General features: G+C 59.6%; 26 protein-coding genes and 1 pseudogene. 12 read left to right on the top strand and 15 right to left on the bottom strand.

Annotated features, from left to right (window positions below; genetic code table 11):
* The 4 genes from EV281_RS30415 to EV281_RS30400 form a co-directional block, all read right to left on the bottom strand.
* A complete protein-coding gene (locus tag EV281_RS30415) occupies positions 1–720 on the bottom strand; it encodes an SDR family oxidoreductase (RefSeq protein WP_132658562.1) in 720 nt (239 codons plus the stop codon).
* A gap of 241 nt (positions 721–961) precedes the next feature.
* Positions 962–1,156 carry a hypothetical protein gene (locus EV281_RS30410; RefSeq protein ID WP_207896917.1) on the bottom strand — a complete coding sequence of 65 codons (195 nt, stop codon included), beginning with the start codon at positions 1,154–1,156 and terminating at the stop codon, positions 962–964.
* 172 nt (positions 1,157–1,328) lie between these two features.
* Positions 1,329–1,778 (bottom strand): carboxymuconolactone decarboxylase family protein, encoded by a 450-nt coding sequence (locus tag EV281_RS30405; protein ID WP_132658561.1) that lies wholly within the window; start codon positions 1,776–1,778, stop codon positions 1,329–1,331.
* 11 nt (positions 1,779–1,789) lie between these two features.
* Positions 1,790–2,215, bottom strand: coding sequence for a cupin domain-containing protein (locus tag EV281_RS30400; RefSeq protein WP_132658560.1), 426 nt, complete (start codon positions 2,213–2,215; stop codon positions 1,790–1,792).
* 90 nt (positions 2,216–2,305) lie between these two features.
* Between EV281_RS30400 and EV281_RS30395 the strand changes: the two genes are divergently transcribed.
* Positions 2,306–3,721, top strand: a complete 1,416-nt coding sequence (locus tag EV281_RS30395) for a PLP-dependent aminotransferase family protein (protein WP_132658559.1) — start codon at positions 2,306–2,308, stop codon at positions 3,719–3,721.
* An 803-nt stretch (positions 3,722–4,524) separates the two neighbouring features.
* Here EV281_RS30395 and EV281_RS30385 read toward each other — a convergent pair.
* The 4 genes and pseudogenes from EV281_RS30385 to EV281_RS30370 all read right to left on the bottom strand — a co-directional run bounded on the left by EV281_RS30385 (position 4,525) and on the right by EV281_RS30370 (position 7,796).
* A complete protein-coding gene (locus EV281_RS30385) occupies positions 4,525–5,316 on the bottom strand; it encodes an SDR family NAD(P)-dependent oxidoreductase (protein ID WP_132658558.1) in 792 nt (263 codons plus the stop codon).
* Positions 5,317–5,343: 27 nt separating this feature from the next.
* A pseudogene (locus EV281_RS30380) lies at positions 5,344–5,792 on the bottom strand (SDR family oxidoreductase); the annotation flags it as partial.
* A 283-nt stretch (positions 5,793–6,075) separates the two neighbouring features.
* Entirely contained in the window at positions 6,076–6,891 is an 816-nt protein-coding gene (locus tag EV281_RS30375; protein WP_132658557.1) for a Ku protein, read from the bottom strand.
* A gap of 11 nt (positions 6,892–6,902) precedes the next feature.
* Positions 6,903–7,796 (bottom strand): Ku protein, encoded by an 894-nt coding sequence (locus EV281_RS30370; RefSeq protein ID WP_132658569.1) that lies wholly within the window; start codon positions 7,794–7,796, stop codon positions 6,903–6,905.
* 77 nt (positions 7,797–7,873) lie between these two features.
* Between EV281_RS30370 and EV281_RS30365 the strand changes: the two genes are divergently transcribed.
* The gene (locus EV281_RS30365; RefSeq protein ID WP_132658556.1) at positions 7,874–8,131 is read left to right on the top strand and encodes a hypothetical protein; all 258 of its coding nucleotides are present in this window, start codon (positions 7,874–7,876) and stop codon (positions 8,129–8,131) included.
* A 303-nt stretch (positions 8,132–8,434) separates the two neighbouring features.
* On the opposite strand, the gene EV281_RS30360 is transcribed toward EV281_RS30365, so the two are convergent.
* The 7 genes from EV281_RS30360 to EV281_RS30330 are packed head-to-tail and all read right to left on the bottom strand — an operon-like array spanning position 8,435 to position 13,902.
* Positions 8,435–9,205, bottom strand: coding sequence for a glucose 1-dehydrogenase (locus EV281_RS30360; RefSeq protein ID WP_132658555.1), 771 nt, complete (start codon positions 9,203–9,205; stop codon positions 8,435–8,437).
* Between the two features lie 25 nt (positions 9,206–9,230).
* Entirely contained in the window at positions 9,231–10,199 is a 969-nt protein-coding gene (locus EV281_RS30355; RefSeq protein ID WP_165912009.1) for an NAD(P)-dependent oxidoreductase, read from the bottom strand.
* Positions 10,196–10,876, bottom strand: a complete 681-nt coding sequence (locus EV281_RS30350; RefSeq protein ID WP_132658553.1) for an amino acid ABC transporter permease — start codon at positions 10,874–10,876, stop codon at positions 10,196–10,198. The genes EV281_RS30355 and EV281_RS30350 overlap by 4 nt, the downstream gene beginning before the upstream one ends.
* A gap of 9 nt (positions 10,877–10,885) precedes the next feature.
* A complete protein-coding gene (locus tag EV281_RS30345; RefSeq protein ID WP_132658552.1) occupies positions 10,886–11,557 on the bottom strand; it encodes an amino acid ABC transporter permease in 672 nt (223 codons plus the stop codon).
* A gap of 56 nt (positions 11,558–11,613) precedes the next feature.
* Entirely contained in the window at positions 11,614–12,477 is an 864-nt protein-coding gene (locus EV281_RS30340) for a transporter substrate-binding domain-containing protein (protein ID WP_132658551.1), read from the bottom strand.
* A gap of 36 nt (positions 12,478–12,513) precedes the next feature.
* On the bottom strand, positions 12,514–13,419 hold the full coding sequence (locus tag EV281_RS30335; RefSeq protein WP_132658550.1) for an allantoinase PuuE: 906 nt from the start codon (positions 13,417–13,419) through the stop codon (positions 12,514–12,516).
* A 3-nt stretch (positions 13,420–13,422) separates the two neighbouring features.
* Positions 13,423–13,902 carry an ureidoglycolate lyase gene (locus tag EV281_RS30330; RefSeq protein WP_165912008.1) on the bottom strand — a complete coding sequence of 160 codons (480 nt, stop codon included), beginning with the start codon at positions 13,900–13,902 and terminating at the stop codon, positions 13,423–13,425.
* A gap of 191 nt (positions 13,903–14,093) precedes the next feature.
* Here EV281_RS30330 and EV281_RS30325 point away from each other — a divergent pair, with 191 nt between their 5' ends.
* The 10 genes from EV281_RS30325 (at position 14,094) to EV281_RS30275 (ending at position 26,470) form a co-directional block, all read left to right on the top strand.
* Positions 14,094–14,759, top strand: coding sequence for a GntR family transcriptional regulator (locus tag EV281_RS30325; RefSeq protein WP_165912007.1), 666 nt, complete (start codon positions 14,094–14,096; stop codon positions 14,757–14,759).
* 787 nt (positions 14,760–15,546) lie between these two features.
* Positions 15,547–16,008 carry an amidohydrolase family protein gene (locus EV281_RS30315; protein WP_132658546.1) on the top strand — a complete coding sequence of 154 codons (462 nt, stop codon included), beginning with the start codon at positions 15,547–15,549 and terminating at the stop codon, positions 16,006–16,008.
* A gap of 90 nt (positions 16,009–16,098) precedes the next feature.
* Complete coding sequence (locus EV281_RS30310; RefSeq protein WP_132658545.1) at positions 16,099–17,109, top strand: GlxA family transcriptional regulator; 1,011 nt, start codon at positions 16,099–16,101, stop codon at positions 17,107–17,109.
* Positions 17,110–17,290: 181 nt separating this feature from the next.
* Complete coding sequence (locus tag EV281_RS30305; RefSeq protein ID WP_245508412.1) at positions 17,291–18,970, top strand: ABC transporter substrate-binding protein; 1,680 nt, start codon at positions 17,291–17,293, stop codon at positions 18,968–18,970.
* A gap of 69 nt (positions 18,971–19,039) precedes the next feature.
* Positions 19,040–20,053, top strand: a complete 1,014-nt coding sequence (locus EV281_RS30300) for an ABC transporter permease (protein WP_132658543.1) — start codon at positions 19,040–19,042, stop codon at positions 20,051–20,053.
* A gap of 3 nt (positions 20,054–20,056) precedes the next feature.
* A complete protein-coding gene (locus tag EV281_RS30295; RefSeq protein ID WP_132658542.1) occupies positions 20,057–20,932 on the top strand; it encodes an ABC transporter permease in 876 nt (291 codons plus the stop codon).
* A gap of 32 nt (positions 20,933–20,964) precedes the next feature.
* Entirely contained in the window at positions 20,965–23,022 is a 2,058-nt protein-coding gene (locus EV281_RS30290; protein WP_245508411.1) for an ABC transporter ATP-binding protein, read from the top strand.
* A gap of 3 nt (positions 23,023–23,025) precedes the next feature.
* Complete coding sequence (locus EV281_RS30285; RefSeq protein ID WP_132658540.1) at positions 23,026–24,282, top strand: MFS transporter; 1,257 nt, start codon at positions 23,026–23,028, stop codon at positions 24,280–24,282.
* The gene (gene hydA, locus EV281_RS30280; RefSeq protein ID WP_132658539.1) at positions 24,279–25,712 is read left to right on the top strand and encodes a dihydropyrimidinase; all 1,434 of its coding nucleotides are present in this window, start codon (positions 24,279–24,281) and stop codon (positions 25,710–25,712) included. The genes EV281_RS30285 and hydA overlap by 4 nt, the downstream gene beginning before the upstream one ends.
* The gene (locus EV281_RS30275; protein ID WP_132658538.1) at positions 25,709–26,470 is read left to right on the top strand and encodes an SDR family oxidoreductase; all 762 of its coding nucleotides are present in this window, start codon (positions 25,709–25,711) and stop codon (positions 26,468–26,470) included. Before hydA ends, EV281_RS30275 begins: the two co-directional genes overlap by 4 nt.
* Positions 26,471–26,492 lie beyond the last annotated feature (22 nt).

Below are 26,492 nucleotides of genomic sequence, written 5' to 3'. Positions count from 1 at the left end.
TCAGGTCGCGCTTCTCCCGACAGATCCACCGCCGTCAACGAACAGGATCTGTCCGGTGATGAACCCCGCGTCTTCAGACAGCAGGAAGGCTATGGCGGCTGCGATTTCTTCCGGCCTGCCGAGGCGACCCATTGGAATCATCGAGAGGAACTGTTTCTCGGCGGAACTCCCAGTGGGCGTGTTGCGGCGGAACATTTCGGTTTCGACGGGCCCGGGTGCAACTGCATTAACGGTGATGCCACTGATTGCGAGTTCCATAGCCCAGGTGCGTGTCAAACTATTCACTGCGGCCTTCGCCGCGGCATAGCCGCTTCGTAGGGGGGTCCCGGTCGTCACCATGCTGCTAACGTTTACGATCCGGCCCCAGCCTTTCGTCTTCATTGCCGGCAGAAGAGCCTGCACGGTCTGGATTGTAGGATGCAGGTTGACACGAAGCATGTCCTCCAGATCATGAAGGTCGATTTCACCCACCGCGTGAAGGCGCGCCAATCCGACATTGTTGACTACGCCATCGAAGGAGTAGAGGCCTGCAAGTTCCCTGAATGCCTCCTCCGACGCCTGGGAATCGTTGAGATCGAGCGAAACCAGCGTGCCAGGAAAGTCGGGTTCCTTTGTGCGGGCGATGCCGACCACATGGTGGCCCGCCGCAGCGAGGCGATTCGAAAGTGCGCGACCGATGCCCTTGCTTGCACCCGTCACCAGAAAATTGCGTCCAGTCATATTTGCACCCGTCATCTTAGAATGTCATGTCCTTGCGGAGCCGTTAAAGGATACGCTTGATCGGTGCGCCGATGGTACGGTCGCTGCGAATAACTCATGCGGAGGGTGACGAGGTTCCGGAGCCGCGGCAGATCCCGGTATCGATGTCCGCCCCGATGTCTGCTCGCGCCGGAATCCGCGGGAGGCAGTTGATGCCTCTTGCTCTGCGTTGACGCTTCTGCCTCATGCTCCAGGAAACATTTCAGTGTCCCCAGTACAAGTTGCAAATGACCAAGCACATTTCGGCTCGATTGACCTGCGGATCCTTTGCGGCCAGGAAATCATCATTGAAGGGGCCAAAGGTGGTTTCCGGTCTGTGCTTCATGCCCTGGTAGAACGCGTCGATGATCTCGTCTTTGAAGTTGGCTTCACGAAAACCTCCGCCTTTCCCGGTCATAGCTCCCCAAAATAGACACCACATGAATGGTGAAAGAACAGCTCGCTGTCCGTGTCGCGTATGAGCTGCGTCACATTCCCTGCGAGCTGCTGTCAGGCATGCCGGTTCCGGCTATCTCCAGGGGTCATGGAACACTCCATTCGCGCTCGATTGGACTGGCCTTCGGTCCGGCTTAACGCGCTGCCTGTGGCGTATTGCGGAAGCTGATGGCCATACGATTATAGCTATTCATAAGGCTGATCGCGATTGTGAGGTCGACAAGCTGCTTTTCATTGAAGACCTTGCGCGCCGCTTGATAAGCAACGTCTGGGACGCCTGTTTGCGCGACCAGGGTAACGCTCTCCGCCCATGCGAGAGCTGCACGCTCGATCTCGGAGAAGAGGCTGCCGCCCTCTTCCCACGCCTGCAGGAGAGCCAGCTTCTCAGCGCTGACGCCTCGCTTGACAAGCTCGCGCGTGTGCATGTCTAGGCAATAGGCGCAGTTGTTGATCTGCGATACGCGTAGATAGACGAGGTCGACGAGTTCTCCCGGCAGGCCGCTCTGGGTGACGTAGCCATAGACCCCGCCAAGTGCCTTCGCGCCATTCGGCGCGACCTGGTTGTAATCAAGCCTTTGTGTCATGTCGCTTCTCCTTAGTTCTGCTTCATGGGGAAAGTGAGCTTTGTTTCGGTGGTATCGGTGACGAAGACGGCAAGCAGCTTGGCTGGCTTCGTCGAGCTCGCGTTGCGGCTGATGGAATGGACGGCGCCAGGTGGCTCTGACCAGCCTTCTCCGGTTTTGTAGATGCGAGCCGGCCCGTCGTTGACCTTCGACTCAACCTCGCCGGAAAGGACATAGGCATAGATGAAGGCCGACCTGGCGTGGGTATGTGGCTGGGAGGCCGCACCAGGCTCGTAGTCGACTTCGACTGCGACAAGCGACTTGCCCGGTACGGTGGGAATTGCCTCGCGTAGCTTCGGAATCACGGTTTCGGATCGCGGATCATGAGCCAACGCTGGCGACGCGATGATACAGGAAAGTGCCGCGAAGGCGGCGGGCAACGGGTTGTTCATCTTCATCGATGTGCTCCTTTCGATGAAATGAAGATGCCGCTTCCGTGGCACAAGAAAAAGAACCAAGAACTCAGACAAACAGTGTACCATGAACCCATGATGACCAAACTTAACCTGTCCATCGACCGCTCCGCACGTACTTCGCTTTCGGAACAGATCCGTTCCGGAATCAGGAAGGCGATCGAGGACGGTGTATTGGAACAGGGAGTCCGGCTGCCTTCGTGGCAGGACTTGGCAGCCGAGCTCGGCGTGGCGCGCGGAACCGTCCGCGCCGCCTATGACAAGCTCGCCGCCGCGCAGCTGATCGAGGCATCAAGGGCGGCTGGCACGCGCGTGGCGCGACGGCCGGGTCCCGTTGCAGGCGGCCAGATGCGGGTGGATCCCGGTACTTTTATGCAAATGTATCTGGACATGACGCAGGGACCTGCGTTCTTTCAAATGGGCGTGCCTGCGACCGACATCTTTCCAGCAACATTGTTCGCCCGTCTGCACGGCCAGGCCGTGCGTACTGGGGCGAGCGCGCCGCTGCTCTACCCGGATCCGCGTGGGGAGCTAGACCTGAGACGCGAGATCGCCTCCTTTCTGGCGATAGCCCGTGGGATGAACTGTTCGCCGGATCAGGTGATAGTGACCAACGGATATGCCGCAGGTCTGGGGCTTGCGCTCGGCACGCTAAAGCTTGCGGGGCATACCGCTTGGCTGGAAGAGCCTAGCTTTCCTTGGTCGAGAAGAGGCGTCGAGCTGGCCGGTCTCTCAGTAGCGCCGATCCCGGTCGATGCGCAGGGTATCAACGTTGAGCACGGCATGGCCTCGTGCCCCGGCGCGAAGCTTGCAGTTGTCACGCCGGGGCAGCAGGCGCCGCTAGGCCACACCTTGTCGCTCGAACGACGCCTGCTTCTGCTCGACTGGGCAGCCGCAAATGATGGATGGGTTGTGGAAGATGACTACCTGAGCGAACTGCAGCTGAGGGGGAGAGCCGCCCCCGCGCTTGCCTCTCTGGATCGCGCCGGGCGTGTCATCCATATCGGGTCCTTCAGCAAAACGATAAGTCCGGCGCTCCGGCTCGGCTTCGTCATCGCGCCTCCTGCGCTCGTGCCTCTGTTTGCGGAGACGGCAGCCTGCCTCATGCCAGCGCCAGGTCCCGCAGTGCAGATCGCTGTCGCGGCGTTCATCAGGGATGGGCACTACCTGAGGCACATACGCCGCACGAAGCGGCTCTATGCATCCCGACAGCAGGCGGTGCTCGCTTCCCTGCCAGCTTCCGACAGCGTCACAGAGGTTGCGACGCCGGGCCTCGCGGTCCTACTAAAGCTGCGGAACGATATCTCTGACGTGGCGGTGGTGAGTGAGGCTCTCACGCTGGGTCTTTTCCCAGCCCCGCTTTCGCCCTGGTATTCTTCACCAGAGAACGCCCAGTCGGGACTCCTGCTCGGCGTAGCGACAGCGCCTCAGAAGAACCTGGCGGAAGCTTGTCGCCGGCTTCTAAGCTTGGCAGACCGGAAGCGGAGTTAAATCAGCCCCGCGTGGACGATTAACCTGCTCCCGTTTGCTGGCGGTGTCTCACGCCGCCCTCCGCAAGCGATATCGAGCAGGCTCTACCGCCAGCCGCGAAAACCGCGCTCTTTCTGGCAGCATGCCGAATCCGCAGTTTAACGTGATCGTCTCGAAGACTGCCGCCTTCGAGCATGTTGCTCGCGGCCTCGATCCTCGCCCGTTCCGCATATTCATGCGGGTTGCGGCCTGTAGCCTGCACGAAGTGCCGGGCACAGGCGTCGGGTGCTCATGCCGACCCAGTTTGCGAGAGACTCGAGAGTGTGCCGCTCGCGCGGATGTACCACCGTGTGCTGCTGGATATTTGCGATCGGCGAGCTCGGATTCGACGTAGGCCCTGAGGATGGGCTGAACGGAGACCGGCCCCTTGGATTGCGCCACAACGACTAGCCGCTTCGCAACTGCCAACGCCACGTCCCTCCCATGTGCCTCCCCGACCGGTGTGAGGGCGAGATCTATGCCCGCAGCTTGGCCGGCGGAGGTGACGAGACGGCCATCGTGCTGCCATCCTTCCTGTCCCTGGCATTGGCCGCAAATATCCCGATAGCCGACACTGCCAACCGGGCGTTCGAGGCAATGCGCATCGTTGACGTGTTTGAGGAAGATCGAAACGATTACGACCAGAAGCGATCGAGCCGGTTCGGCGCTTCCCGTCCATGACCTCTTTCAACAAAAATCCGTTCCCGACGCGCGGGAACGGACCGAAGCCTCCGTCGGTTCACCCTGCGGGGATTTTTCGCCGCTCTGATTCAGGCTCCTACTCCTTAAAGGGTATCGATCAGGCCGCCATCCACCCGCATCGAAGCGCCCGTCGTGGCCGATGCCAATGGTGATGCCAAGTAAGTCACTAGGTTCGCGATCTCCTCGACTCTGGCGGCGCGTTGAATGAGGGAACTGCTCCGGTGCTGCTTGACGAAGTCGGCAGCGACCTCCTCGATCGATTTTCCGGTCCTTTCCCGCTCGTCGGCAAGCATAGCCTCGACGCCTTCAGATAAGGTAGGGCCAGGAAGAACGGAGTTCACGGTCACCCCTGTACCCGCCATGCGCTTGGCAAGTCCGCGGGCGACGGCGATATCGGCCGTCTTGCTGACGCCGTAGTGGATCATCTCCACCGGGATGTTGAACCCGGATTCCGAGGCGATGAAAATGACGCGTCCCCAGTTTGCCCTCTGCATTCCGGCCAGATAAGCCCGCGACAATCGCACGGCAGACATGACGTTCACCTGCCAGTGCCGGTCCCAAACTTCGTCCGTGGTGTCGAAAAAATCGCCCGGCTGAAAGATCCCTGCATTGTTGATGAGGATGTCCACATGCGGCAGCTTTGCGACGAGTTCAGCGCACCCGTCGGCGGTGGCGAGATCAGCGGCAATCGCAGTGACACTGCCCTTGGCACCCTCTCTTTGCAGCCGTTCGGCAGCTTTGGCGGTCTTGTCCTCGGACCTGCCGTTGACGACGACGTTCGCGCCGGCTCTGGCGAGTTGACCGGCAATCGCATAGCCGATGCCCTCCGTTGACCCCGTTACCAGGGCGGTCTTTCCTTTGAGATCAATCTGCATGTTCTGCTCCTTGAAGTTGGACACCGATTAAAGGTTGCTCATGCCGCCGTCGATGACGAGCTCGCTACCGACGATATAGGCAGCTTCGTCGGATGCGAAGAATACGACCGTCTTTGCTACCTCCGACACGTCCCCAAACCGGCCGACAGGTATCTGCTTCTGCACGCCTTCGGACATTGCCTTCATCTCCGCTTCCGACATGCCGAGCTTCCCGTAGAGTGGCGTCGCGATCGGTCCGGGGCTGACGGCGTTGACGCGAATACCCGACCAGCTCGCCCGACTTGGGCGTTGATCGACGTGTTCAGTACGATCGAGGCGCTCTTAGAGAAGATTGGGATCAGAGCCTGGATCAGGAAGTACGGGCCTTTCACATTCGTCGCGAACGATCTGTCGAAGTCTGCTTCGGACCAGCTTTCGACCGGGCCGAATTGAGCGACGCCGGCATTCACGAACAGGATGTCGAGATGACCGAATGCATTGCGTCGGTTAATTGTGCGGACGATGAATCGCACCCAGCGCTCGCGCAAGAGCTACATTCTCGACCACCTTTGAGATAGCGCGAACTGTTAATACAACGATACACGGATTTCGAAGTTTGAATTGAAACACAGAGCGTGAAAAAACGCTCTCCACGAGAGCGCTCGGAGCGCCCGACAGAGCGTCGGAGTGTATTGCATCAATCCCAACGACTGCCGATCATGATAAATAAATTCGTCGGCCGAATTCAATGACGCTTTCGGGGGGAAGGCGGCTTTTCGTTCATGGTCCTTTCCTGGCCTTCCAATCCGCAGCGACGCTCTTCTTGAGGGCATCCATGATGTTGATCACGTTGGACGGCTTATCGCCTTCGTCCGATTTCGCTTTCGGCTCCTTGCTCGGTTTCAGAGATTTTTTCTTGGAGGCTATGAGCTTGAGCAGATTTTCCTGAATTGGATCACGCACCATGTCGGGCGACCATTTAACGATCCTTGGCTTGATCATCTTTGTGATCGCGGCAACGATCTTGGGATCGGCCTTCTTTTGGATAGTCTCGAAATACTCGCCTTCGGGACGGACCTCGTCGCCGAAGCGCAGGGTCCAGGCAACGATGCCATCACCGCGCGGTTCCAGGACGATAGCCCGTTCGCGCCTGCCGATAACCACCCGTGATATACCCAGGACGTCCTCCGCCTTCATGGCATCGCGGATCACCGCGAACGCCTCGTTGCCGATCTTCTCGTTCGGCACGAGGTAGTGGGGCGTTTCCAGGTAAATCCATTCGATACTGTCGCGCGGAACGAACTTTTCGATATCGATCGTGCGTACGGTCTCGAGTTCAACACTCTCGAGGTCCTCGTCCGTCAGGAGAACGTAGTCGTTCTCGCCGCGCTCGTAGCCCTTGGCTTCGTTCTCGTCCTTCACGGGTTTGCCGGTAACGGAGTCGACATACCGCGATACGACCCGGTTTCCCGTCTCTTTGTTGAGAGTATGGAAGCGAACCTTTTCGCTTTCCGAGGTGGCCGGGCTCATCGCGACCGGACACGTGACCAGCGACAGCTTCAGATAGCCTTTCCAGTAGGGTCGACGGGGTGCCATGTGAACTCTCCCTAGCTGGCTTTACGATGGGTGGTTTTTGCAGGAGATTTGGCGGCAGGTACCTTCTTGGGTTTCTTGCCGTTGGCGTTGGCGGCCTTCGCCTTTGTTCTCGTCGAAGATTCTGCGCCTCCCATGCCGGCGCTCTCGCGCAGGGCCTTCAGGAGATCATTGGGTTTGGAGACAGTGACGGGCTTGGGCTTGGGAAGCGACTTTCCTTCGGCCTTTGCCTTCACCAGTTCGGCAAGCGCGGTCTCGTAGCGATCACCGAATGTGGCAGGATCGAATTCGCCCTTCTTCGTACCGATGATGTGCTTGGCAAGATCGAGCATCTCGCCTTCGATCTTGATATCCGGCACGTCCTTGAAAGCCTCGTCTGAGGAACGAACCTCGTAATCGAAATTGAGCGTTGTGGCGATGATCCCGCGGCCGTGAGCCCTGATCAGGACGGTGCGCATGCGTCGAAACAAAACTGTGCGGGCGATCGCGGTCACACTCGCCTTTGCTAGCGCCTCGCGGACGGCGGCAAACGCCTCTTCGGAGACCTCGTCGCTCGGCACCAGATAGTAGGGTTTGTCGAAATAGACGTCATCGACGTCGGCGCAGGGGAGGAAGGCTTCGACATCGAGCATCTTGTCGGATTCCGGAATGACTGCGGTCACTTCTTCGGGATCGATCATGATGTACTGGCCATCGTTGACTTCGAAGCCCTTGACCTGATCCTCGCGCTCGACGGTCTTTCCGGTTTCGCTATCGACGAATTCGCGGCGCACGCGATTGCCGGTCGCCTTGTTGATCGTGTGAAACGTGATGCGGTCGGACGTCGAAGCGGCCGTGTATAATCCCACACCGCAGCTGATCTCGCCGATCTTGAGATGCCCTTTCCACTGTGCGCGATGAGCGGCCATGTGTTCGATCTCCATGTGGAACTTTCTGATCAACTGTCTGTTAAGGCTTTCGTTCCGCAAGCCATCGGAGAATGCATTTGGCCCAGTATTTTGACGAGTATGCAGAAGACGCAATAGAACCCGAGGGTAGCGTGGTCCTCAACGCGACGATGGGTTGGTTTGCCTTCTATGAAGTTCCATATGACGAAAGCGCCGCAGACCTTATCTGCGAAACAGCGATCCGTCTTCGTCGCCAAGGTTACAGTGGACCGGAAATGGTCGATGCCCTGATCCAGATGTACCTTGGATTGCCGGGCACGAGGGTGAACGCACCGTCATCGACGTCGTGTCATTAAGTCTTACTGCGACCACACGACGAATGGACCCCGCAGGAGATCCGAAACGACACCAGCCAAGTGTCGGCTATCGCCGAATGTCTCTCAAATATTGGGGTCGGGCCCTCCGTCGGCGCTGTTAGCGTGTGCGACGGCCGATTTGCCTGCTTGCCGATCCAGGCCCCCACACGGGTCGATGCGTTAGTATCCGGTTGCCTTCAGTAAATGTCTGCGACAGGGCGCCTTTCAGGGTGCGCGCCCTTTGCTCTGCCGGGAAAGATGTCTTAGATCAAAATGAGGCGGCACGATCCGGTCGCTCGCGCTTTATGCCGCCATCCAGCCGCCATCCACCAGCAAGTTATGGCCAGTAATATAGGTTGAATCATTGCAGGCCAAAAAGAGGGCCGCTTTGGCAACATCCTCAGGGGTCCCCAGACGCGGCATGGGCGTTCGGCTGCGCGAATATTCAAGCGTTTCGGGAAGGACGGCTCGACCGCCCTTGCCAGTCAGGATTTTACCGGGTGCAACTGCGTTACAGAGAATGTTCTGCGCCGCATAGTCGGCGGCAATCTGCTTCGTCATGTAGACGAGGCCTGCCTTACTTACCCCGTAGGCGAAGTCACCCGGTGCCGAGATCATGCCGTGTTGGGACGAGATATTGACGATCCTGCCGCGGGCCTCATCGATGATATCTTGCTGGAGCATGAACCGAACCGCTTCACGGCTGCAGAGGAAGGCGCCTTTCAGATTGACGTCCATGACGCGATCCCAGTCCGCTTCCTCCGTCTCGGCAAGCGGTGACGGAGCATGAATGGCGGCGTTGTTGACAAGTACGTCAAGCCTGCCGAAGCGGGCTTGCGCCTCCTTGAACACACGCTCTACGTCATCGGACCTCGCGATATCGGCTTGCAGAAACATCGCGTCCGAGCCAATCGTCTCCAGTACCTCGATAACGGGCCTGCCGCCCTCGACGACATCGGCCGATATGTCGACAGCGACGATATTTGCACCTTCCGCCATGAAACGAACAGCGATCGCGCGCCCAATTCCGGAGGAAGCGCCGGTGATGATGACAGTCTTGTTCTTCAGGCGCATGACCTTCTCTGATCTCCCACGTGTTCTACCCGTTCACGGCTGCCAGCCATTTGAGATAATCATCTGCGGCCAAAGGTCCGGAAAAGCCCGGCCGGAACCCCGTATCCGCTTCGAGCCGTTCGATGCTGAGAGCAGCGCGATCAGCCGCAAGGCCGAATGTCAAGTTGGGTACGTCGTCTCTGCCGGCGATTTTCCAGCCACATGCGCCGTGCAGCGATTGCAAGTTTTTGCACCAGTCCGCAACACTGCTCATCACGCCACCACCGAGATTGTAGATGGTATGATTCAACCTTGGAGCCGCCAGAATGGCGGCAAATCCCGCACCCGCGTCGCGGCTATAAAGCCAGTCGCCCTTCAGCGCCCGCGGTAGAATAACGTCGTGGCCCCGCCGCCAGAGATCGACGACCTGGCCATGTGGGCTCAAGATCGGACGCAGCCCCGTCTTATATTCCCAGGGACCGTAGACGGGACCAAGGCGGACGATCGTCAGATCGATTTCGTAGAGATCTGCCAGCCGTGTTGCCGTTGCTTCGGCAGCCAGTTTCGTGATTCCGTAGAGGCTTGCTGGAGAAGGTATGAATGTGCCTTCTTCAAAGGTTCCGCTTTCAGGCGCGGCGTGTCCATAGACGGCGACGCTGCTTGCGAGGATGAGCCGCGGCCGCGGTGAAATGCGCGCCATTGACCGCATGAGGTCGGCTGTCCCGGCGACATTGACGGCGATCACAGCGGCCGGATCGCTCATCTCCGCTTGGCGGTCGGGTGTGACTGCGGCCAGATGGATGACGGCCCGCATCTCCACTGATTGAAAGACCCGGTCGAGATCGGCTGGGCTGGTAATGTCTCCTGCCATGAACGGTGCATGGCCGATTTGCCCGGCAAACCGGGCGGGCGCGGCTGCTCGACCAAAAAGCATCACGTCGTGCCCTGCCTGTTTCAAGGCTTCGGTAACTGCCAGGCCGACGAAACCCGTGCCGCCGGTGATGAGGACGTTCATCTCTGATTGCTCCCGATGATGGCGCGCCTCTCCATTCGGGATACCCAGTGCGAGAACGGCCATAACATGATGAAGAAGATGACGGCGGCCGCTGTCAGCGGCGTCGGATTATAGGTCTGCTCCTGTGCGACACGCGCCGACCGAAGCAATTCAGGCAATGCCACCATCGAGGCGATCGAGGTTGTCTTGATAAGCTCCAGGGAATTGCTTGCCAGCGGTGCCAAAACCTTCTTGAGAACCTGAGGCAGGATGACAAGCATCATCGTATGGAACCGATGGAGGCCAAGTGCCGCCGCCGCTTCGTGTTGCCCCCGCGGGATTGATTGAAGGCCCGCCCGGAATATCTCGCCGAAATAGCCGGTGTTGTTGATCACAAGTGCCACGACAACCGCGGTGAAGTTGCCGAGTGTCAGCCCGAAGAATGGCAAGCTGTAAAAGATGAGGATCAGCAGGACGAGGACAGGAAAGGATCGCAAGAGATCGATGAGCATGACGGCCAGCCGGCGAACCCACTGATTGCCAAAGCTGTAGATTATCGCCACGCCGAGACCGGAAAGTACGGACAGGGGCAGCGAGACGAGCGCCAGCAGGACAGTCAGTTCAAGTCCCTGCAGCAGCAACGGGTAGATCTGCAGAACGGCTTGAAAGCTCACGAAATTCTGAAGGAAGAGATCCATGGCTGCCCCTCAATGCGAATGTGCGTATCGCTTTTCCATGACCCTGCTCAGAAAGACGAGGGGGATGAAGAAAACGAGATAGAAGGCTGCGGCGAGGGTGAGCGGCGATGGATTAGCGTAGATAGACATTGCGCTCTGTGCGCTGCCGAGCGCCTCCGGCAGGGAGACGGCCGCACCGAGCGCGGTCCCCTTGGTGATGGCGATCGATCGGTTTGTGACCAGTGGGATCGCAAGCCGGATGGACTGCGGCAGAATGATCAGTCGAAGTGTCAGCACACGCGAAATACCAAGCGCTGACGCTGCCTCCCACTGACCCTTCGATACGGCCATGATCGTCGCCCAGAAGATTTCCGCGGAAAATGCCGCGAGCACCGCTGCGAGAGCGAGGGCGGTTGCGACGAATGGCGAGAAGGTAAGACCCAGATAGGGCAGCCCGAAATAGATGAAGATGATAATGACAAGCTGTGGAAGCGTTCGGAACAGCTCGACATAGACGGTTACGAGCCCATTGAGCAGACGGTTGTTGGTACAACGCAGCAGCGCAAATAGCAGCCCGGTCGAAACGCCGATGACGATGACGCAGACAGCGAGTTCGACCGTAATGATGAAGCCGCCGAACACGTCCGGGAGGGCTTGAGCGATGACCGGGCCGTTGAAATAGTTCTCGAGTATCTGATCCATATAACCACCCTCGCCGGGAAACACGGCGCGGCAGTCCGCGCCGGATCTGAACAGGGTTAGTTGCAGGCGAGATCGTGAGGCTTGTCGTCATAGCCCTTGAAGCCCGGCGCCCCGTAGCCTGCGTAAACGGTGGTCAAGGCGGTGCCCTCGGCAGCCTTCTCGCCGTACCATTTCTCGTAGAGCTGCGCCAGCGTGCCATCCTGCTTCAGGCATTCGATCGCGCTCTCGACCTTGTCACGATAGGCCTCGTCGCCATAGCGGAAAGCATAACCGAAGTTTCTGCCGTTGAAATCCTTGAAGCCGACCTCGATTGCAGGGTTCTTGCTCGCTGCGTAAACCGTTGTCGGGATTTCGTTCAGCGCCGTGAAGGCGCGGTGGGTGATGACGGCCTGAACCGAATCCGGGAAGGTCTCGTAGCGCTGCACTTCAAAGCCATATTTGTCGGCGTTCTGCGTTGCCCAGGTATCGGAGATCGTGCCGCGATTGACCGCCAGTACCTGGCCCTTCAGTCCATCGAGGGACTCCAGCTTTTCACCTTTCCTGACAAGAAAGCCGTTGCCCGTCGCAAAGAAGGGCTCGGTATAAAGCATCTTCTCCGAGCGCTCCTGCGTAATATTGAGCGGATTGACCGTGAATTCGATACGTTTGGAAAACAGCGCGGCGAACAGGCCGGAGAAGTTGATATCCTGGACGTCGACGGACGGACGGCCGATTTTCTTGGCGATGGCAGTGATAAGATCGACGCCGAAACCCTCTGGTCCAGCCGCCCCGCGTACCATCCATGGCGCGACGCCGAAGTCTGAGCCGACGACCAGCGGCTGATCCTGCGGGTGATCATCGGCAAAGGCGGCAGCACCCGGCAGTCCGAAGCTTGCGAGTGCGGCCAGAAGTGCGACTGAGCTTGTTGATTTTTTTTTCATTGCATTCCCCTTTTCTATTGCTGGCGTTGATGATGATTACGGCTGATGGTGCTGATGCCAGTGTCTGGCAATGTCGCCGCGGCGACAGACCCAAACGCCATCGTGGCGTGAGACATGATCGAGGAAACGCTGCAGCCCGGCAGCGCGTCCGGGATGCCCTGCGATCCGCAAATGAAGTCCCACCGACATCATTTTTGGCGTCTGCTTGCCTTCCGCATAAAGAAAATCGAAGGCGTCACGCAGGAACTGGAAGAATTGCTCGGCGGTCGCCATGGCCCCGCGCATGAATTTGGCGTCATTGTTGGTGAGACTATAGGGAACGACCAAGTGATGCTGATCGCCGACCCTTACCCAATAGGGCAGTTCATCATTGTAAGCGTCGCTGTCGTATGAGAACCCACCGTGCTCGACAAGAAGATTACGGGTGTTGACGCTCGGGCCATACCGGCAATACCAGCCTTCCGGTACGCTGCCGATCGAGGACTGAATGCTGCGCACGGTTCGGGAAATCCGCTCGCGCTCTTCGTCGAGGGAAAGTCCGCGATGCTGCTCCCAGCGCCAACCATGCGCGCAGACGTCGAATTGGCTCGAGCGAAGATAGTGGCTGATTTCAGGATTTCGCTCGAGCGCGAGGGCGCATGCCATGACAGTGGCTGGGAGGCCGCGCTCGTCCAGTAACCGTGACAGACGCCAGAACCCGACGCGGCTGCCATACTCGAACATTGATTCAGCCGCGAGGTCGCGACCTGGAAACGAGCCTGAGCCTCCTTCGGTCAGCGCTGCCTCACTTGTGGCATCTCCATCGATGACGGATGGCTCTGCCCCTTCTTCGACGTTGAGGACGAGATTGAGTGCTAAGCGTGCTCCGTCAGGCCATCTCGGATCGTAGCCTTTGGCCCCGTAACCGATAAAATTCCGCGTCAGGTGTTCGCTCGGTACCATCTGCTATGCCTCCGGATCGATGGCGAGCGGTATCGGCAGTTCATAGAACTCGTCATTCGCCGCCTTGTCGGTAATCCCCATCGTCACGAAAAATTCAGCTGGGGCGGTGAGGGCAGAAAGTGGAGCGTGCCAGACATTGCGTCTGTAGATCACGCCCTGACCGGGGCTCGCAATATAAGCGTTGAGGCGGTCCAGGTCGGGGCCGCCATCCGGGTTGTCCGGGCAGGCAACCACCAGGAAACTTGTGTCGCGAAGCGGAACGAAAGCCTGGTCCGAAAAGGGATGACGTTCGAGGAATTTGATCCGCGCAGGAAGAGTTGTCGCTTCGACGACCTTCGATACCCAGAACGCCCGCCGCATGTCATCATGTTCGCCCGTGAAGTCGATCGAGAGCGCGCGTCGACGCTGATCACCCTGATGCTCGATGACATCGCCGTATTTCGTGAAACCAGCCTGGTTAAGCGGTTGAAGGGTCCTGTTCACATGGTCTCCATCTAAATCCCACTGGGATACCAACGGGGCACGATGCGAAACTAGCGATAAAAAAATGATTTTGTAAAGCGGTAATACCGCACCCATCCTCATAACAAACCAGCGGGACCCCGCTGGGATTGCTTGAGACTTGTTGATCGTCTATGAGGGAAGTCGGCGGGAAAAACTCTCAAGGATTGAGTGTGGCGGAAGAGACAACCATCACCACTGGCAAAGATCAGACCAAAATCTCGGAACAGGCCTATCAATATCTGAGAAGCCTTATTCTGGCCCGTGAGCTTGGTCCCGGCGATGTGTTCACCGAACGCAAGCTTGCCGAACAGATCAAGGCGTCGCGAACGCCGCTTCGGGCGGCGATTAATCGGCTTGTGGGCGAAGGCCTTGTCTCGCGTCTATCGAATGGCAGCATCGTCATCAAGCAGGTGGCGATCGAAGAGCTGATGGAAATCCTCGTAATCCGCCGTCTGCTCGAGGGCGAAGCTGCCGCGCAGGCAGCCCATCGCAGCACCCCCGGCAGTGTCGATGCGATCCTGGAAAAGAGCCGGGCGATTGTCGCCGATCCGAGTTTGGAATTCGACCCGTTTTGGGAGTATGACGACGAATTTCATCTGTTCATCGCCAATGCCAGCGGCAAACCGATGTTGGCGCAATATATCCGCAATCTGCGCGACAAGGCGCGCATGGCTCATGTCGTGCGCATGGAAAAGAATTTCGAGCAGCAGGCGCGCGAGCATATCGCCGTCTTGCAGGCAGTCGCCGACAAGAAGCCGGACGAGGCGCGCCAGGCAATGTCGGACCATATCGACCGTGTTCGGGAGCGCTTCATGCGCTGGCTCTTTACGGATTGATGCGATCAGGGGACTAACCTCTTGGTCGGGAGATTGAGAAATCCTGACGTGATCTGATTGCGCAGTGATCCTTTTGAGATCGCCATTACTGCCCGCATAGGCATGCAGAGTGGCCAGATGCTCGATCCGGGTCTCGCCGGCGCGGCAGCTTTCCGACATTGTGGGTGCGCAACAGCCGGCAGACCTTTAGGGCTGATCGCTCAAGCCACCGATTTGCGCAGGATCTCGCGACGAGCGCATGCAGCTCGTCGTCGAGTCGCGCTGTTCATTCTCTCGATCCGGTCAATCAGCTCGGGACGTCGATCGCTCGCAATCTTTCCAGCTGCGAAATAGGCGCGCCTGCGTTTCAGCGACCCGGCGGAATTGTATCAGCTGCGCAAAATCCTCCAGGCCAAGTCGGGTAACGGTGAGGAAGCCATCCCGGGGGCTGTCCGTAAGCCCTTTGCCGACCAAGCGGGACAGGGTGGCGCGGATCGGTGTCCATGGGACGTCCAACCTCGCCGCCAGGGCTCGCTCTTCCAGGATCGCTCGCAATTGCAATCCGCGGTTTCGATTGGCGACAAAATGTGGTCGCAGGCCACACGGACAGCCTGCTGGCGTCCGTACCCGCGCGTCCCTTCCTCTCGATCCCCTCAATTCGTGAGCGACTGCTCGGTGATTTGCCGATTGACTCCGTCAAGTTGCCGCTGGTACGGTATTTAAATGGGATACCAGCGGGATTGTAGGGGGATTCCCACAAGAACCAAAGGGGAATGGGAATCTCAAGGAAAGATGCGCAACGGAATGAATGCGACCTCCGACAAGGTTCCCTATGGACTTCCTGGTCTGGAAACCCGGCTGCCGCTGTTGTTTTCCGATGGGGGTGTCGAATGGCCGGTTGTCTCTGCGCGATTTCGTGCGCGTCACCGCAGAGCGGCCAGCCGAGCTCTACGGCCTTCGGGGTCGCAAGGGCGTCCTGGCGCCCGGCGCCGACGCAGACATGGTGATCTGCGATGAGGCGAAACGCGTGCGGATCTCCACCGAAACGCTGCACGATGAACTGGATTACACGCCCTATGAGGGGATGGTGGTCGAGGGGCGGCCACAGACGACCATCTCGCGCGGCGAGATCCCGTGTCACGACGGAAGACTGCTAGCCCAGCCTGACTGCAGTCGCCTGATAGCCTGCGACCGGCCGAATGCCGCGCGCACGAGCGGCAAGCCGGTCACCGGCTACGATGTGACGCAAAACCGACTGATCATGCGGTGACGGTGGGTCGGCGGTGTTTTCGCTTGATCGCCTGGGGCCGCTACCGCGGGCCAGCAGAAGCAGGGAAAGCGGATGTTTGGAGTTCCCCTTATGATGGAACAGACCTATACACTGAAGCAGTTGGCACAGGGCGACCGGCCGATCCGGATCGGCTTCTTCCTGGTGCCGGACTTCCCGCTGATGACCTTTGCCGCAGCACTTGACTCTCTGAGGCAGGGCAATCGGCTGGCCAAGCGAAAAGCCTTCGAGTGGCTGATCCTGTCGGCGGATGGTGACCATGTGAAATCCAGCAGCGGATTGGGTTTCGATGCCGACATGGCCGTAGGGCAGGCACCCCGCTGCGATATCGTCATTCTCTGCGCCGGCATAAATTATGCAGACGCCTATGATGCCAACGTCTTTGCCTGGTTAAGGCGTATTCATTCGGAAGGCTGTGTGCTGGGCGCAGTCAGCACGGCCGTCTTCTTCCTGGCAAAGGCGCGATTGTTGGAGGGGCGGCGATGTGCCGTCCATTGGGAGTCGCTGGCAAGCTTTCGAAGCGAGTTCCCGAACTGTCTTGCCACAGACGACATTTTTGCCATCGATGGACGCTTTCTGACCTCGTCAGGCGGCACGGTCACGCTCGACATGATGCTCTACCTGATCTCTGCCATTGAGGGCAGGGAGCTCGCCGCGCTCATCTCCGACCAGTTCAACCACGCCCGCATCAGGCGTCAGGACGACGTCCAGAGGATGTCCCCCGAAGACCGTTTTGGCATCAGGAACGCCAAGCTTGCGTTTGTGGTACGCCGCATGGAGGCAAGTCTCGGCGATCCCGTGGAGATCTCCGATCTTGCCGACAGCGTTGCGCTTTCGCTGCGCCAGCTCGAACGGCTGTTTCACGCCACTCTCGGTAAAAGTCCCAGTCATTTCTACATCGAGCTGCGCATGGCGCGCGCAAGGGAACTCCTGACGTACACGGATTTGGCGATCGGGAAGATCGCTGAAATCTGCGGTTATCAATCGGCTTCCCACTTCGGCCGCTCGTATCGCACGCGATTTCGCGAAAGCCCTGCAGCCACAAGAAAAGCCGAAAGGCGAAGGGAGGTGTCAACCACGTGAACAATGTCGATCGACGCAGAGAAGACGTCGGGTCGCTGCATGTCACAGAGGTCCATCCTGTTTTAATTTTAACCAAGACGGATGGGTGACGGGCAAAAGCCTGCTGCGACGGTGGCGAGCGAAAGCAGCCAATCGGTCCAACCAACAAGAAAATCGGAACAGTTAAAGCGCCAACTAGGAGATGACCACCGTGGACAAGAAACAGCATTCCTATATTCCGACTCTCGTCGAACAGATGTCCGGCGGCTCGATCGGCCGTCGCGAATTCCTGCGCAAGGCGACGCTGCTCGGCGTCTCGGCAGCAGCTGCCTATTCGCTCGCCGGCATTTCGATGCCAGGTAGTGCCGCCCATGCAGAAGACCTGCCGAAGGGCGGAAACCTGCGCATCGGCATGCGCTGCATGGAAATCAAGGACCCGCATCTGGCAGACTTCGCCGAGAAGTCGAACGTCATCCGTCAGGTCTGCGAATATCTTACCTTCACCGATCGCAACAACATCACGCATCCCTACCTCCTGGAAAAGTGGGAGGTCAGCGACGACCTGAAGACGTGGACGCTCTTTGTGCGCAAGGACGTCAAGTGGCGCAAGGGTCGTCCTCTGACAGCAGATGACGTGGTCTGGAACCTGAAGCGCGTTTGCGATCCCGCCATCGGCTCGTCGATGCTTGGGCTCTTTACCGGCTATCTCGTGCAGGAATATGAAACCGGCGAAAAGGACGAGAAGGGCAATCCGAAGAAGTCGAGCAAGCTTTGGGCCGACAACGCCATCGAGAAGGTGGACGACCACACCGTCCGCCTCAACTGCTCTGCGCCGCAGATTGCCGTGCCCGAGCACCTCTACCATTATCCGATGTTCATCATTGATCCGGAAGAAAACGGGGCCTTCGGGGCAGATGCCAACGGCACGGGTCCCTTCGCGATGACCGAATACGTCGTCGGCAAGGGTGCCAAGTACAAGGCCCGCACCGACTATTGGGGCACCGGCCCTTATCTCGACACGTTCGAATATGTCGACCTCGGCGACAATCCGGGCGCGGGTATCGCCGCCATGGCCTCCAAGCAGGTGGATGGTCTGTCGGAAGCCGATGCAGTGCAGATCAACGCGATGAAGAATTTCGCCCATGTCGCCGTCTATCAGGTCGAGACGACGCAGACGGTCGTTGCGCGCATGCATCCCGATATCGAGCAGTTCAAGGACAAGCGTGTGCGTCAGGCGATGCGCTATGCGATCGATCGCGACAAGGTTATCCAGACGGCTCTCCTCGGCGCCGGCATTCCGGCGGAAGATCATCACGTCGCGCCGTCGCATCCTGAATACGCGGCTCTGCCCAAATATCCGCGCGACGTCGAGAAGGCCAAGAAGCTTTTAGCCGATGCCGGCTATCCGGACGGTTTCGAGTTCGACTTGACGACGCGCCCGGATCCCATCTGGGAGCTCAATACCGCGCAGGTCCTTGCTGAACAGTTCAAGGACATCGGCGTCAAGGTCAATATCAAGGCCCTGCCGAGCGCCCAATATTGGGAAGTCTGGACGACGTCGCCGTTCAGCCTGACCGCCTGGGGCCACCGGCCGCTGGCAATCATGACGCTGTCGCTTGCCTACCGCTCGAACGCCGCATGGAATGAATCCAACTATTCCAATGCGGATTTCGACAAGCTGCTGACCGAAGCCGAAGGCATTCTCGATCCGAAGGAACGCAGCAAGGTGATGGCGAAGATCGAAGCGATCATGCAGGAGGACGGGCCGATCGTTCAGCCCTTCTGGCGTGTTTTCTCGACCGTCATGGACAAGAAGGTCAAGGGCTTCGAGCTCCATCCATCCCAGTACATCTTCGCGCATCAGTACGCGATCTCGGCTTAACCTTTCGGCTGGTGCCCGACCGCGTCGCGCGGTCGGGCACTTTGCCTGGACATTCGGATTCCTCCGGCTATGGCGAATTTCCTCCTAAAGCGTTTGGTGATGATGGTCGTGACGATGCTTTGTGCTTCGTTTCTCGTCTTTGCCGTCTGCGAGTTCACCCCCGGCAGCGTGGCGCGCAAGTCGCTCGGTCCTTTCGCCACCCAGCAGCAGGTGGACCTTCTGTCGCAAAAACTGAGGGCGAACGATCCCCTGCCGGTTCGTTTCGGCCGCTGGCTCGGCGTACTCGTCGGGGCAATCCCCGATCCTCTTCAGGATCCGACCACCGGATTGAATTTTACGGATCCCCGCGGCGCCCAGTATTTCGGGAATTTCGGCTATTCAACGCTGAACAAGCTGCCCGTCAACGATGTCATCTGGGATCGCCTCCGCAATACCGCGATCCTGGCGGGACTGGCCTTTCTGCTGATCGTCCCGTTGTCGATCATCTTCGGCATCCTGTCGGGATTGAAGGAAGGCGGCGTGCTAGACCGGACACTATCGGTCATTTGTATCACCTTCACCTCTATCCCGGAATTTGCCTCAGGGGTCTTCCTCGTCACGCTTTTCGTGATCCTCTGGCCGATACTGCCGGGCACCAGCCCTCTCAACAGCGACGGCGGCTGGGCGGTGCCCTACCAGTTCGTGCTGCCCGTTGCCGTGCTGGTCATCTACGACTTCGGCTACGTGGCGCGCATGATCCGCGTCTCGATGATTGGCGTCATGGAGCGGCCTTACATCCGCACTGCAATTCTTAAAGGCATGAGCACGCGACGCATGGTCCTCGGCCACGCGCTTCGCAATGCGATGATCGCACCCTTTACGGTGCTGCTCTTGCAGATCAACTTTCTGATCAGCGGCGTTGTCGTCACCGAACTCGTCTTTGCCTATCCAGGTTTCGGTCGCCTGATCCTCGATGCAAGCCTGTTCGGCGACATCGCGACCCTCGAAGCCGCAACACTGATCACCGTCGCGATCGCCGTCATCACGCAACTGCTCGGCGACCTCGGCTACATGCTGCTCGATCCACGTATCCGGGTGAAATAGATCATGGCTGTTCACGATAATATCTCAGCAGTCGCCGTCGCGCCGCCAAAGCGGGTAGGGCGGTCGAACTGGGTGCGAATTTTCCACTCTCGCACCGCCGTCGTCGGTCTCTGTCTGGTGCTCTTCTGGGTTCTTGCGGCTCTTCTGGCGCCCATCCTGCCCCTGCCGTCTCCAACCGACTCCGATGTCATGGCGATGAGCAATCCCTATCCCTCGGCGGCCCATTGGCTAGGAACCGATGTCCTCGGTCGCGATGTCCTGTCACGACTGATCTTCGGTGCCCGCACCGTGCTCTCCGTTGCGCCCCTGTCGGTGGCGGTAGCAATGCTGGTCGGCATCATGATGGGCATGATTGCCGGCTACTACGGCGGCTGGATCGATGTCCTCATCAGCCGGTTTTCAGACATCATCCTCGCCTTTCCGGTCCTGGTCATCTACGTCATCCTGATCGCCAATATCGGACCGTCCGTCCTCAATATCGTCATTGCGACCACGATTGCCTCGGCGCCCGGCATCGGACGTATCACTCGCGGCCTGGTGCTTGGTCTCAAACAGCAGGAATATATCTCCGCGGCGAAGCTGCGTGCGGAAAACACGCTTTACATCATGATCGTCGAGCTTTTGCCGAACTGCCGCAGTCTGCTGATCGTCGATGCCTGCCTTCGCATCGGCTACACGATCATCACGATCGGTATTCTGGGTTTTCTCGGCCTCGGCCTGCCGCCACCGAACCCGGATTGGGGCGGTATGGTCAAGGAAAGCGTCACCGTCCTGAATGTCTGGCCGCATATGTCCCTCATTCCGTCGGCCGCGCTCGTCAGCCTCGTCCTCGGCTTCAATCTGCTTGCCGACGGCATGCGGGAGGCATGGAAACCATGAACATCATCGCGTCCAGTCTTCAAGGAGCGGCCATGTCCGTCACGCCAGCGATCGATCGTGAACCCGTTCTCGAGATCCGGAATCTGCGCATCGAGTTTCGCGGCAAAAGCGAGACGGTCGTTGCGATCCCGGATCTTTCGTTCAAGGTCATGGCCGGCGAAAGCTATGGCCTGGTCGGAGAATCCGGCTGCGGCAAGAGCACGACGGCCATGGCGATCATGGGCTATCTCGGCAATACCGGTGTGATTGCCGGCGGCAGCATCCGTTTCAACGGCAAGCAATTGGTCAATGCCTCGGCAAAAGAACTGCGCTCCATTCGCGGGCGACAGATCGCGATGGTCTATCAGGACCCGATGAGCGCACTCAATCCGGTCAAAACGATCGGCGCGCAGCTTGCCGAGGTGCCGCTGCTTCATCTGGGAGTCGGCAAGAAGGAAGCCGTGGCGATGGCGGAGGCGATGCTGGCCGACGTTCGCCTGCCGGATCCCGGCGACATGCTGAAGCGCTATCCCCACCAGCTCTCCGGTGGCCAGCAGCAGCGCGTGGTCATCGCCATGGCTTTGCTTGCCAAGCCGTCGCTTCTGCTGCTCGATGAACCGACGACGGGCCTTGACGTGACCGTGGAGGCAGCCGTCATCGATTTGATCGCCGAATTGCGCCAGCGTTACTCGACCAGCCTTCTGTTCATCTCACATAATCTCGGCCTCATCGCCGAAGGCTGTGATCGTCTCGGCATCATGTATTCCGGCGAGATGGTGGAAGAGGGAATAACGGCCGACGTGTTCCGCCGGCCGAAACACCCCTATACGCGCGGGCTCATCGATTGCATTCCCGATATTGGCGGTGACAAGCGCAGCCGCACGCTTGCCGCAATTCCCGGCTCGATCCCGCTGCCGCAGGAAAGGCCGCAGGGCTGTCTTTTCGGACCCCGCTGTTCCAGTTTCGTCGCCGGCCTCTGCGATCGGCCGCCCGGGCCTCTTCTGGAGCCTGCGGGCGAAGACCATCTGGTACGCTGCGTCCGCTTGCAGGACATCCACGATGCCCAAGCAATGCCTGCCCCTCCCGAGACGAAGGCGATTGCGAAATCGACTGCGATAACACTTTCCAATGTAAACCGTCTTTATCCGGTCGGTCACCAGAGGACCGTCAAGGCAAATGAAGCCGTCAGCTTTACAGCGGCAAGAGCCGAAATCGTGGCGCTCGTCGGCGAATCTGGCTGCGGGAAATCGACGCTCGCGCGGATAGTGACGGGGCTCGACAAGGCAACGTCGGGTGAAATCCGGATGGCGGGCGAAAACATTGCCGAGCTGCAGGCAAGCGAGCGTCCACGCGAATTGCTGCAGCAGGTTCAGATGATCTTTCAGAACCCCGACAGCACGCTCAATCCCTCGCATTCCGCCGCCTTCTCGATCCGCCGTTCGATCAAGAAGTTCGGCATCCGCAAGGACCGGGCCGGGATTGAGCAGCGCGTCCGTGAATTGCTGGAAATGGTCCGTCTGTCTCCGGCTGTCGCGGACCGAAAGCCGAGCCAGCTTTCCGGTGGCCAAAAACAGCGGATCGCCATCGCGCGCGCCTTTGCAGCCGAACCATCGCTGATCGTCGCGGACGAGCCCGTCTCGGCGTTGGATGTCTCGGTGCAGGCCGCGGTCGTGACGCTTCTCCTCGACATTCAGCGGGAAAAGCACGCGACGATGTTGTTCATCAGCCACGATCTGGCCCTCGTCCGTCATGTCGCCGACAAGGTCGTCGTCATGTATCTCGGCAAGATCATGGAGCAGGGAACAGTCGACGAGGTCTTCAGCGAAGGCGCCCATCCCTATACCGAGGCACTTCTTTCGGCGATCCGCAGCCCGCATCCCGACGAGACGCCGCGCCAGCGCATCCGCCTGTCGGGAGAGACGCCAAGCCCGGTGAGCGTGCCGGCCGGCTGCCGCTTCTCAACGCGATGCCATCGCAAGCTCGGCAGCATTTGCGATACCGTCGCTCCGCCGTTGCGCAAGATGTCCGGGACGCACGAAATTCTATGCCATATCGATCAGGCGGAGCTTGCCGCACGCCCGTCCGTCCTTGCTCCAGCCGAAAAGGCATAGGCAATGCACGACCGCGAAAGGACGATGGGTGACACTCCGCAAAAGGCCGCAGGCCTTCGTGCAATTCTGCACGTGATGGCGAGCATCTGCATCGTTGCGACCGGAAATTCACTTCTGACGACGGCGGTCTCGCTCCAGCTCAGCGATCCCGCACTCGACCCGCACGGGGTCCAGCTGTTGCTGACGGCCTTTCCTATCGGCTTTCTTGCCGGCTGCCTGTCGGCGCGCTTCCTTGTCGTCCGTTTCGGACATGAGCGTTCCTTCCTGCTTGTGGCATCGCTCGCAGGCCTTGGTGCGGGCGGCTATATGCTGACGCAAGCAGCTCCGGTCTGGTTTTGCCTGCGCCTGATAAACGGCTTTTCCATCGCGACCCTTTTCGTCGTGTCGGAAAGCTGGATCAATCTCTATGCCGATCAGAAGAACAGGGGAACCTATTTCTCCTTCTACATGCTGATGACATCGCTGGCGACGTTGTTTGCGCAGCTGCTGGTCGAACTGGCCGGAGCGAATTCGCCTTATCTGTTTCAGATGGTATTTGGCGTCATCCTGCTCGGCCTGACTTACGCGCGATTCGTCGGCGGACCATGGCCCGCCTTGCGGCTGCCACTGACGGTGACGGTCGAGGCCGGCATCGCCCATTCCGGGAATCGATACGGCATTTGGCGGCTCGCCGCCCTGGCGCCGGTGACGGTCATCTGCGTCTTTCAGGCGGGCATGACGAATATGAACGTCTACACGATGACGCCGATCTATGCGGAGCGGATGCACCTGGACGCAACCGTCGCCGTGACGCTGGTGACCGCTTTCAGCCTTGGAGGCATGCTTGCCCAGGCACCGGTCGGATGGCTGTCGGATCGCATGGACCGGCGTGTTCTGCTGCTGCTCCAGGGACTGACGGGCGCGGGACTGTGCGCGGCAATTGCCTGGGGTGGAAACTCTCCGCAGCCGGTGCTTTACGGCCTGTTCTTCGCCTATGGCGCCATTGCACTGACGATTTATCCGATCGGCATCGCCTATGCGAATTCGCAGCTCGACAGCCGGCATATGGTCTCGGCGTCGGGCAGCCTGCTGCTCCTCTATTCGATCGGCAACATCATGACACCTGGGCTTGCCGCGCAGCTCATGGAGCTGTTTGCACCGCAGGCGCTCTTTCTCCTCCTTGGGAGCGGCGCCTTTCTGGTTGCCGCCGCTGCCTGCTTCAATCTGCGTCGTCCGATCGGCGCTACCAAACCATGCCTCGTGCCCGGAGGAAGCGAATGACGTCCACAAAGCCCTATGATCTCGTGATCCGTGGTGGTCGCGTGGTGCTGCCGGATGCGACCAGGCGGGTCGATATCGGCGTTCGCGACGGCGTGATAGCGGCGCTGGCGCTGGACCTGCCCGAGGGAAAACAGGAAGTCGCGGCCGAGGGGCGTATCGTGCTGCCGGGCGGCGTCGACAGCCATTGCCACATGGACCAGCAGCCTTGGGAAGGCAAAGCGACGGCGGACGATTTCAACACCGGCACCTTGTCTGCATTGTGTGGCGGCACGACGACAGTCGTGCCCTTCGCCATGCAGATGCGCGGGCAGTCACTGCGCGAAATCGTCGATGACTACCATGAGCGAGCGCGTTCGAAGGCGCGGATCGACTATGGTTTTCATCTCATCGTCGGCGACCCGTCGGCAGAGGTTCTGCGCGACGAAATCCCCGGTCTGATCGCCGAGGGCTGCACATCGATCAAGATCTATCTAACCTATGACGGACTGAAGCTTGATGACTACGAGGTCTTGAACGTGCTCGCCCTTGCCCGCGCCCAAGGCGCAATGGTCATGGTCCATGCGGAAAACGATGCCTGCATTCGATGGCTGACCGAAAAGTTCATCGCCGCGCGCAAGACCGAGCTACGCTACCACGAAAAGGCGCATTCGGCGATCGGTGATCGCGAGGCAACCTTCCGTGCCATCAGCCTTTCGGAACTGATCGAGACACCGATCCTCGTCAGCCACGTCGCCGCCGGTGGGGCTGTCGAGGAGATTCGCCGCGCCAAGGCGCGCGGGCTGCCGATTTATGCCGAGACCTGCCCGCAATATCTTTTTCTTTCCGCCGACGATATCGACACCCATGATCTGTCGGGCTCCAAATGCGTCTGCACACCGCCGCCGCGCGACAAGTCCAACCAGCCGGCAATCTGGGCCGGCATCCTCGACGGAACGCTCGAAGTCTTCACCTCCGACCATTCGCCCTGGCACTATGCCGACAAGATCGCCGGCGGTCCCGGGACGCCCTTCCATCGCATTCCCAACGGGATACCCGGTATCGAAACACGCCTTGCCCTGCTGTTTTCCGCAGCCGTTAATGGCGGGCTGATATCGCTGCAGAAATTTGCAGACCTGACTGCCGGTGCGCCGGCGCGGCTGTTTGGCCTCCATCCCCGGAAGGGACGCATTGCGGTTGGCGCAGACGCCGATATCGCGATCTGGGATCCGGATCGCAGCGTCACCGTCACCAATTCTCTGCTGCATCACGCGACCGATTACACGCCCTATGAGGGCCAAGTCGTGAAAGGCTGGCCGATCATGACGATCTCACGTGGCGACATCGTCTGGGACGACGGGAAGATCACGGCCGAACCCGGCCGTGGCCGGTTCATCGCCAGAGAGCGGCCCTTCCCGCCACAGCAGGGTCTTTCGAAGGTTCTCGCATCATGAGCGCGATGACGTCACGCCTTGATGGCAAGGTGGTCTTTCTGACCGGTGCCGCGAGCGGTATCGGTGCGGCAATCGCGCGACGTTGCACCGATGAAAATGCCGCTGTGGTCTGTGCGGATCAATCGCTCGATGGTGCCGCGGCGCTAGCCCGGTCGCTTGGCCCCAAGGCATTCGCCGTCCGCTGCGATGTGACGGATAGTGCGTCGGTCCAGGACGCCGTCGATCAAGGCTTGAGGCATTTCGGTCGCCTGGACGGTCTCGTGCACAATGCAGCAGCGCCCGCCTTGGACGCCAGCGTCCTCGACCTGCCCGAGCAGCAATGGCGGCTGGAGGTCGACGTGATCCTGACGGGCGCCTTCCTTGCGAGCAAATATGCGCTTGCGCCGATGCTTGCGGGCGGCGGCGGATCGGTCGTTTTCATCGCATCGCAGTTCGCGCATGTAGCGACCGGCAAGGCCGTCGCCTACTGTGCCGCAAAGGCCGGCCTTGTTCACCTCGCCAAGGCCATGGCCGTCGACCACGCCGGCGATGGCGTCCGTGTCAACAGTCTGTCGCCAGGCGCCGTCGCAACCCCGAGGCTTCTGCAGCGCTGGCCCGATCTCGACGCGGCGAATGCCGCGCTGGGCCCCGACCATCTGCTTGGTCGCATCGGCAAGCCGCAAGAGATAGCCGCTGCCGCTGCCTTCCTCCTGTCGGCGGATGCCTCCTTCATCACAGGCACCGACCTTCTTGTTGACGGCGGCTACGCGACGCGCTGATCCCTGTATCGAAATCTTGGAT

This window comes from Rhizobium sp. BK418, assembly GCF_004341105.1.
Classification (GTDB): domain Bacteria; phylum Pseudomonadota; class Alphaproteobacteria; order Rhizobiales; family Rhizobiaceae; genus Rhizobium.
The sequence above is the reverse complement of the archived record's forward strand: the minus strand, read 5'-3'. Positions and strand labels throughout refer to the sequence as shown.

Bases quoted from the DNA above. Each gene is read 5' to 3' on its own strand.
- EV281_RS30415 (WP_132658562.1), bottom strand. From the start codon at position 720: ATGACTGGACGCAATTTTCTGGTGACGGGTGCAAGCAAGGGCATCGGT.
- EV281_RS30410 (WP_207896917.1), bottom strand. From the start codon at position 1,156: ATGACCGGGAAAGGCGGAGGTTTTCGTGAAGCCAACTTCAAAGACGAG.
- EV281_RS30405 (WP_132658561.1), bottom strand. From the start codon at position 1,778: ATGACACAAAGGCTTGATTACAACCAGGTCGCGCCGAATGGCGCGAAG.
- EV281_RS30400 (WP_132658560.1), bottom strand. From the start codon at position 2,215: ATGAAGATGAACAACCCGTTGCCCGCCGCCTTCGCGGCACTTTCCTGT.
- EV281_RS30395 (WP_132658559.1), top strand. From the start codon at position 2,306: ATGATGACCAAACTTAACCTGTCCATCGACCGCTCCGCACGTACTTCG.
- EV281_RS30385 (WP_132658558.1), bottom strand. From the start codon at position 5,316: ATGCAGATTGATCTCAAAGGAAAGACCGCCCTGGTAACGGGGTCAACG.
- EV281_RS30375 (WP_132658557.1), bottom strand. From the start codon at position 6,891: ATGGCACCCCGTCGACCCTACTGGAAAGGCTATCTGAAGCTGTCGCTG.
- EV281_RS30370 (WP_132658569.1), bottom strand. From the start codon at position 7,796: ATGGCCGCTCATCGCGCACAGTGGAAAGGGCATCTCAAGATCGGCGAG.
- EV281_RS30360 (WP_132658555.1), bottom strand. From the start codon at position 9,205: ATGCGCCTGAAGAACAAGACTGTCATCATCACCGGCGCTTCCTCCGGA.
- EV281_RS30355 (WP_165912009.1), bottom strand. From the start codon at position 10,199: ATGAACGTCCTCATCACCGGCGGCACGGGTTTCGTCGGCCTGGCAGTT.
- EV281_RS30350 (WP_132658553.1), bottom strand. From the start codon at position 10,876: ATGGATCTCTTCCTTCAGAATTTCGTGAGCTTTCAAGCCGTTCTGCAG.
- EV281_RS30345 (WP_132658552.1), bottom strand. From the start codon at position 11,557: ATGGATCAGATACTCGAGAACTATTTCAACGGCCCGGTCATCGCTCAA.
- EV281_RS30340 (WP_132658551.1), bottom strand. From the start codon at position 12,477: ATGAAAAAAAAATCAACAAGCTCAGTCGCACTTCTGGCCGCACTCGCA.
- EV281_RS30335 (WP_132658550.1), bottom strand. From the start codon at position 13,419: ATGGTACCGAGCGAACACCTGACGCGGAATTTTATCGGTTACGGGGCC.
- EV281_RS30315 (WP_132658546.1), top strand. From the start codon at position 15,547: ATGCGACCTCCGACAAGGTTCCCTATGGACTTCCTGGTCTGGAAACCC.
- EV281_RS30310 (WP_132658545.1), top strand. From the start codon at position 16,099: ATGATGGAACAGACCTATACACTGAAGCAGTTGGCACAGGGCGACCGG.
- EV281_RS30305 (WP_245508412.1), top strand. From the start codon at position 17,291: ATGACCACCGTGGACAAGAAACAGCATTCCTATATTCCGACTCTCGTC.
- EV281_RS30300 (WP_132658543.1), top strand. From the start codon at position 19,040: ATGGCGAATTTCCTCCTAAAGCGTTTGGTGATGATGGTCGTGACGATG.
- EV281_RS30295 (WP_132658542.1), top strand. From the start codon at position 20,057: ATGGCTGTTCACGATAATATCTCAGCAGTCGCCGTCGCGCCGCCAAAG.
- EV281_RS30290 (WP_245508411.1), top strand. From the start codon at position 20,965: ATGTCCGTCACGCCAGCGATCGATCGTGAACCCGTTCTCGAGATCCGG.
- EV281_RS30285 (WP_132658540.1), top strand. From the start codon at position 23,026: ATGCACGACCGCGAAAGGACGATGGGTGACACTCCGCAAAAGGCCGCA.
- hydA (WP_132658539.1), top strand. From the start codon at position 24,279: ATGACGTCCACAAAGCCCTATGATCTCGTGATCCGTGGTGGTCGCGTG.
- EV281_RS30275 (WP_132658538.1), top strand. From the start codon at position 25,709: ATGAGCGCGATGACGTCACGCCTTGATGGCAAGGTGGTCTTTCTGACC.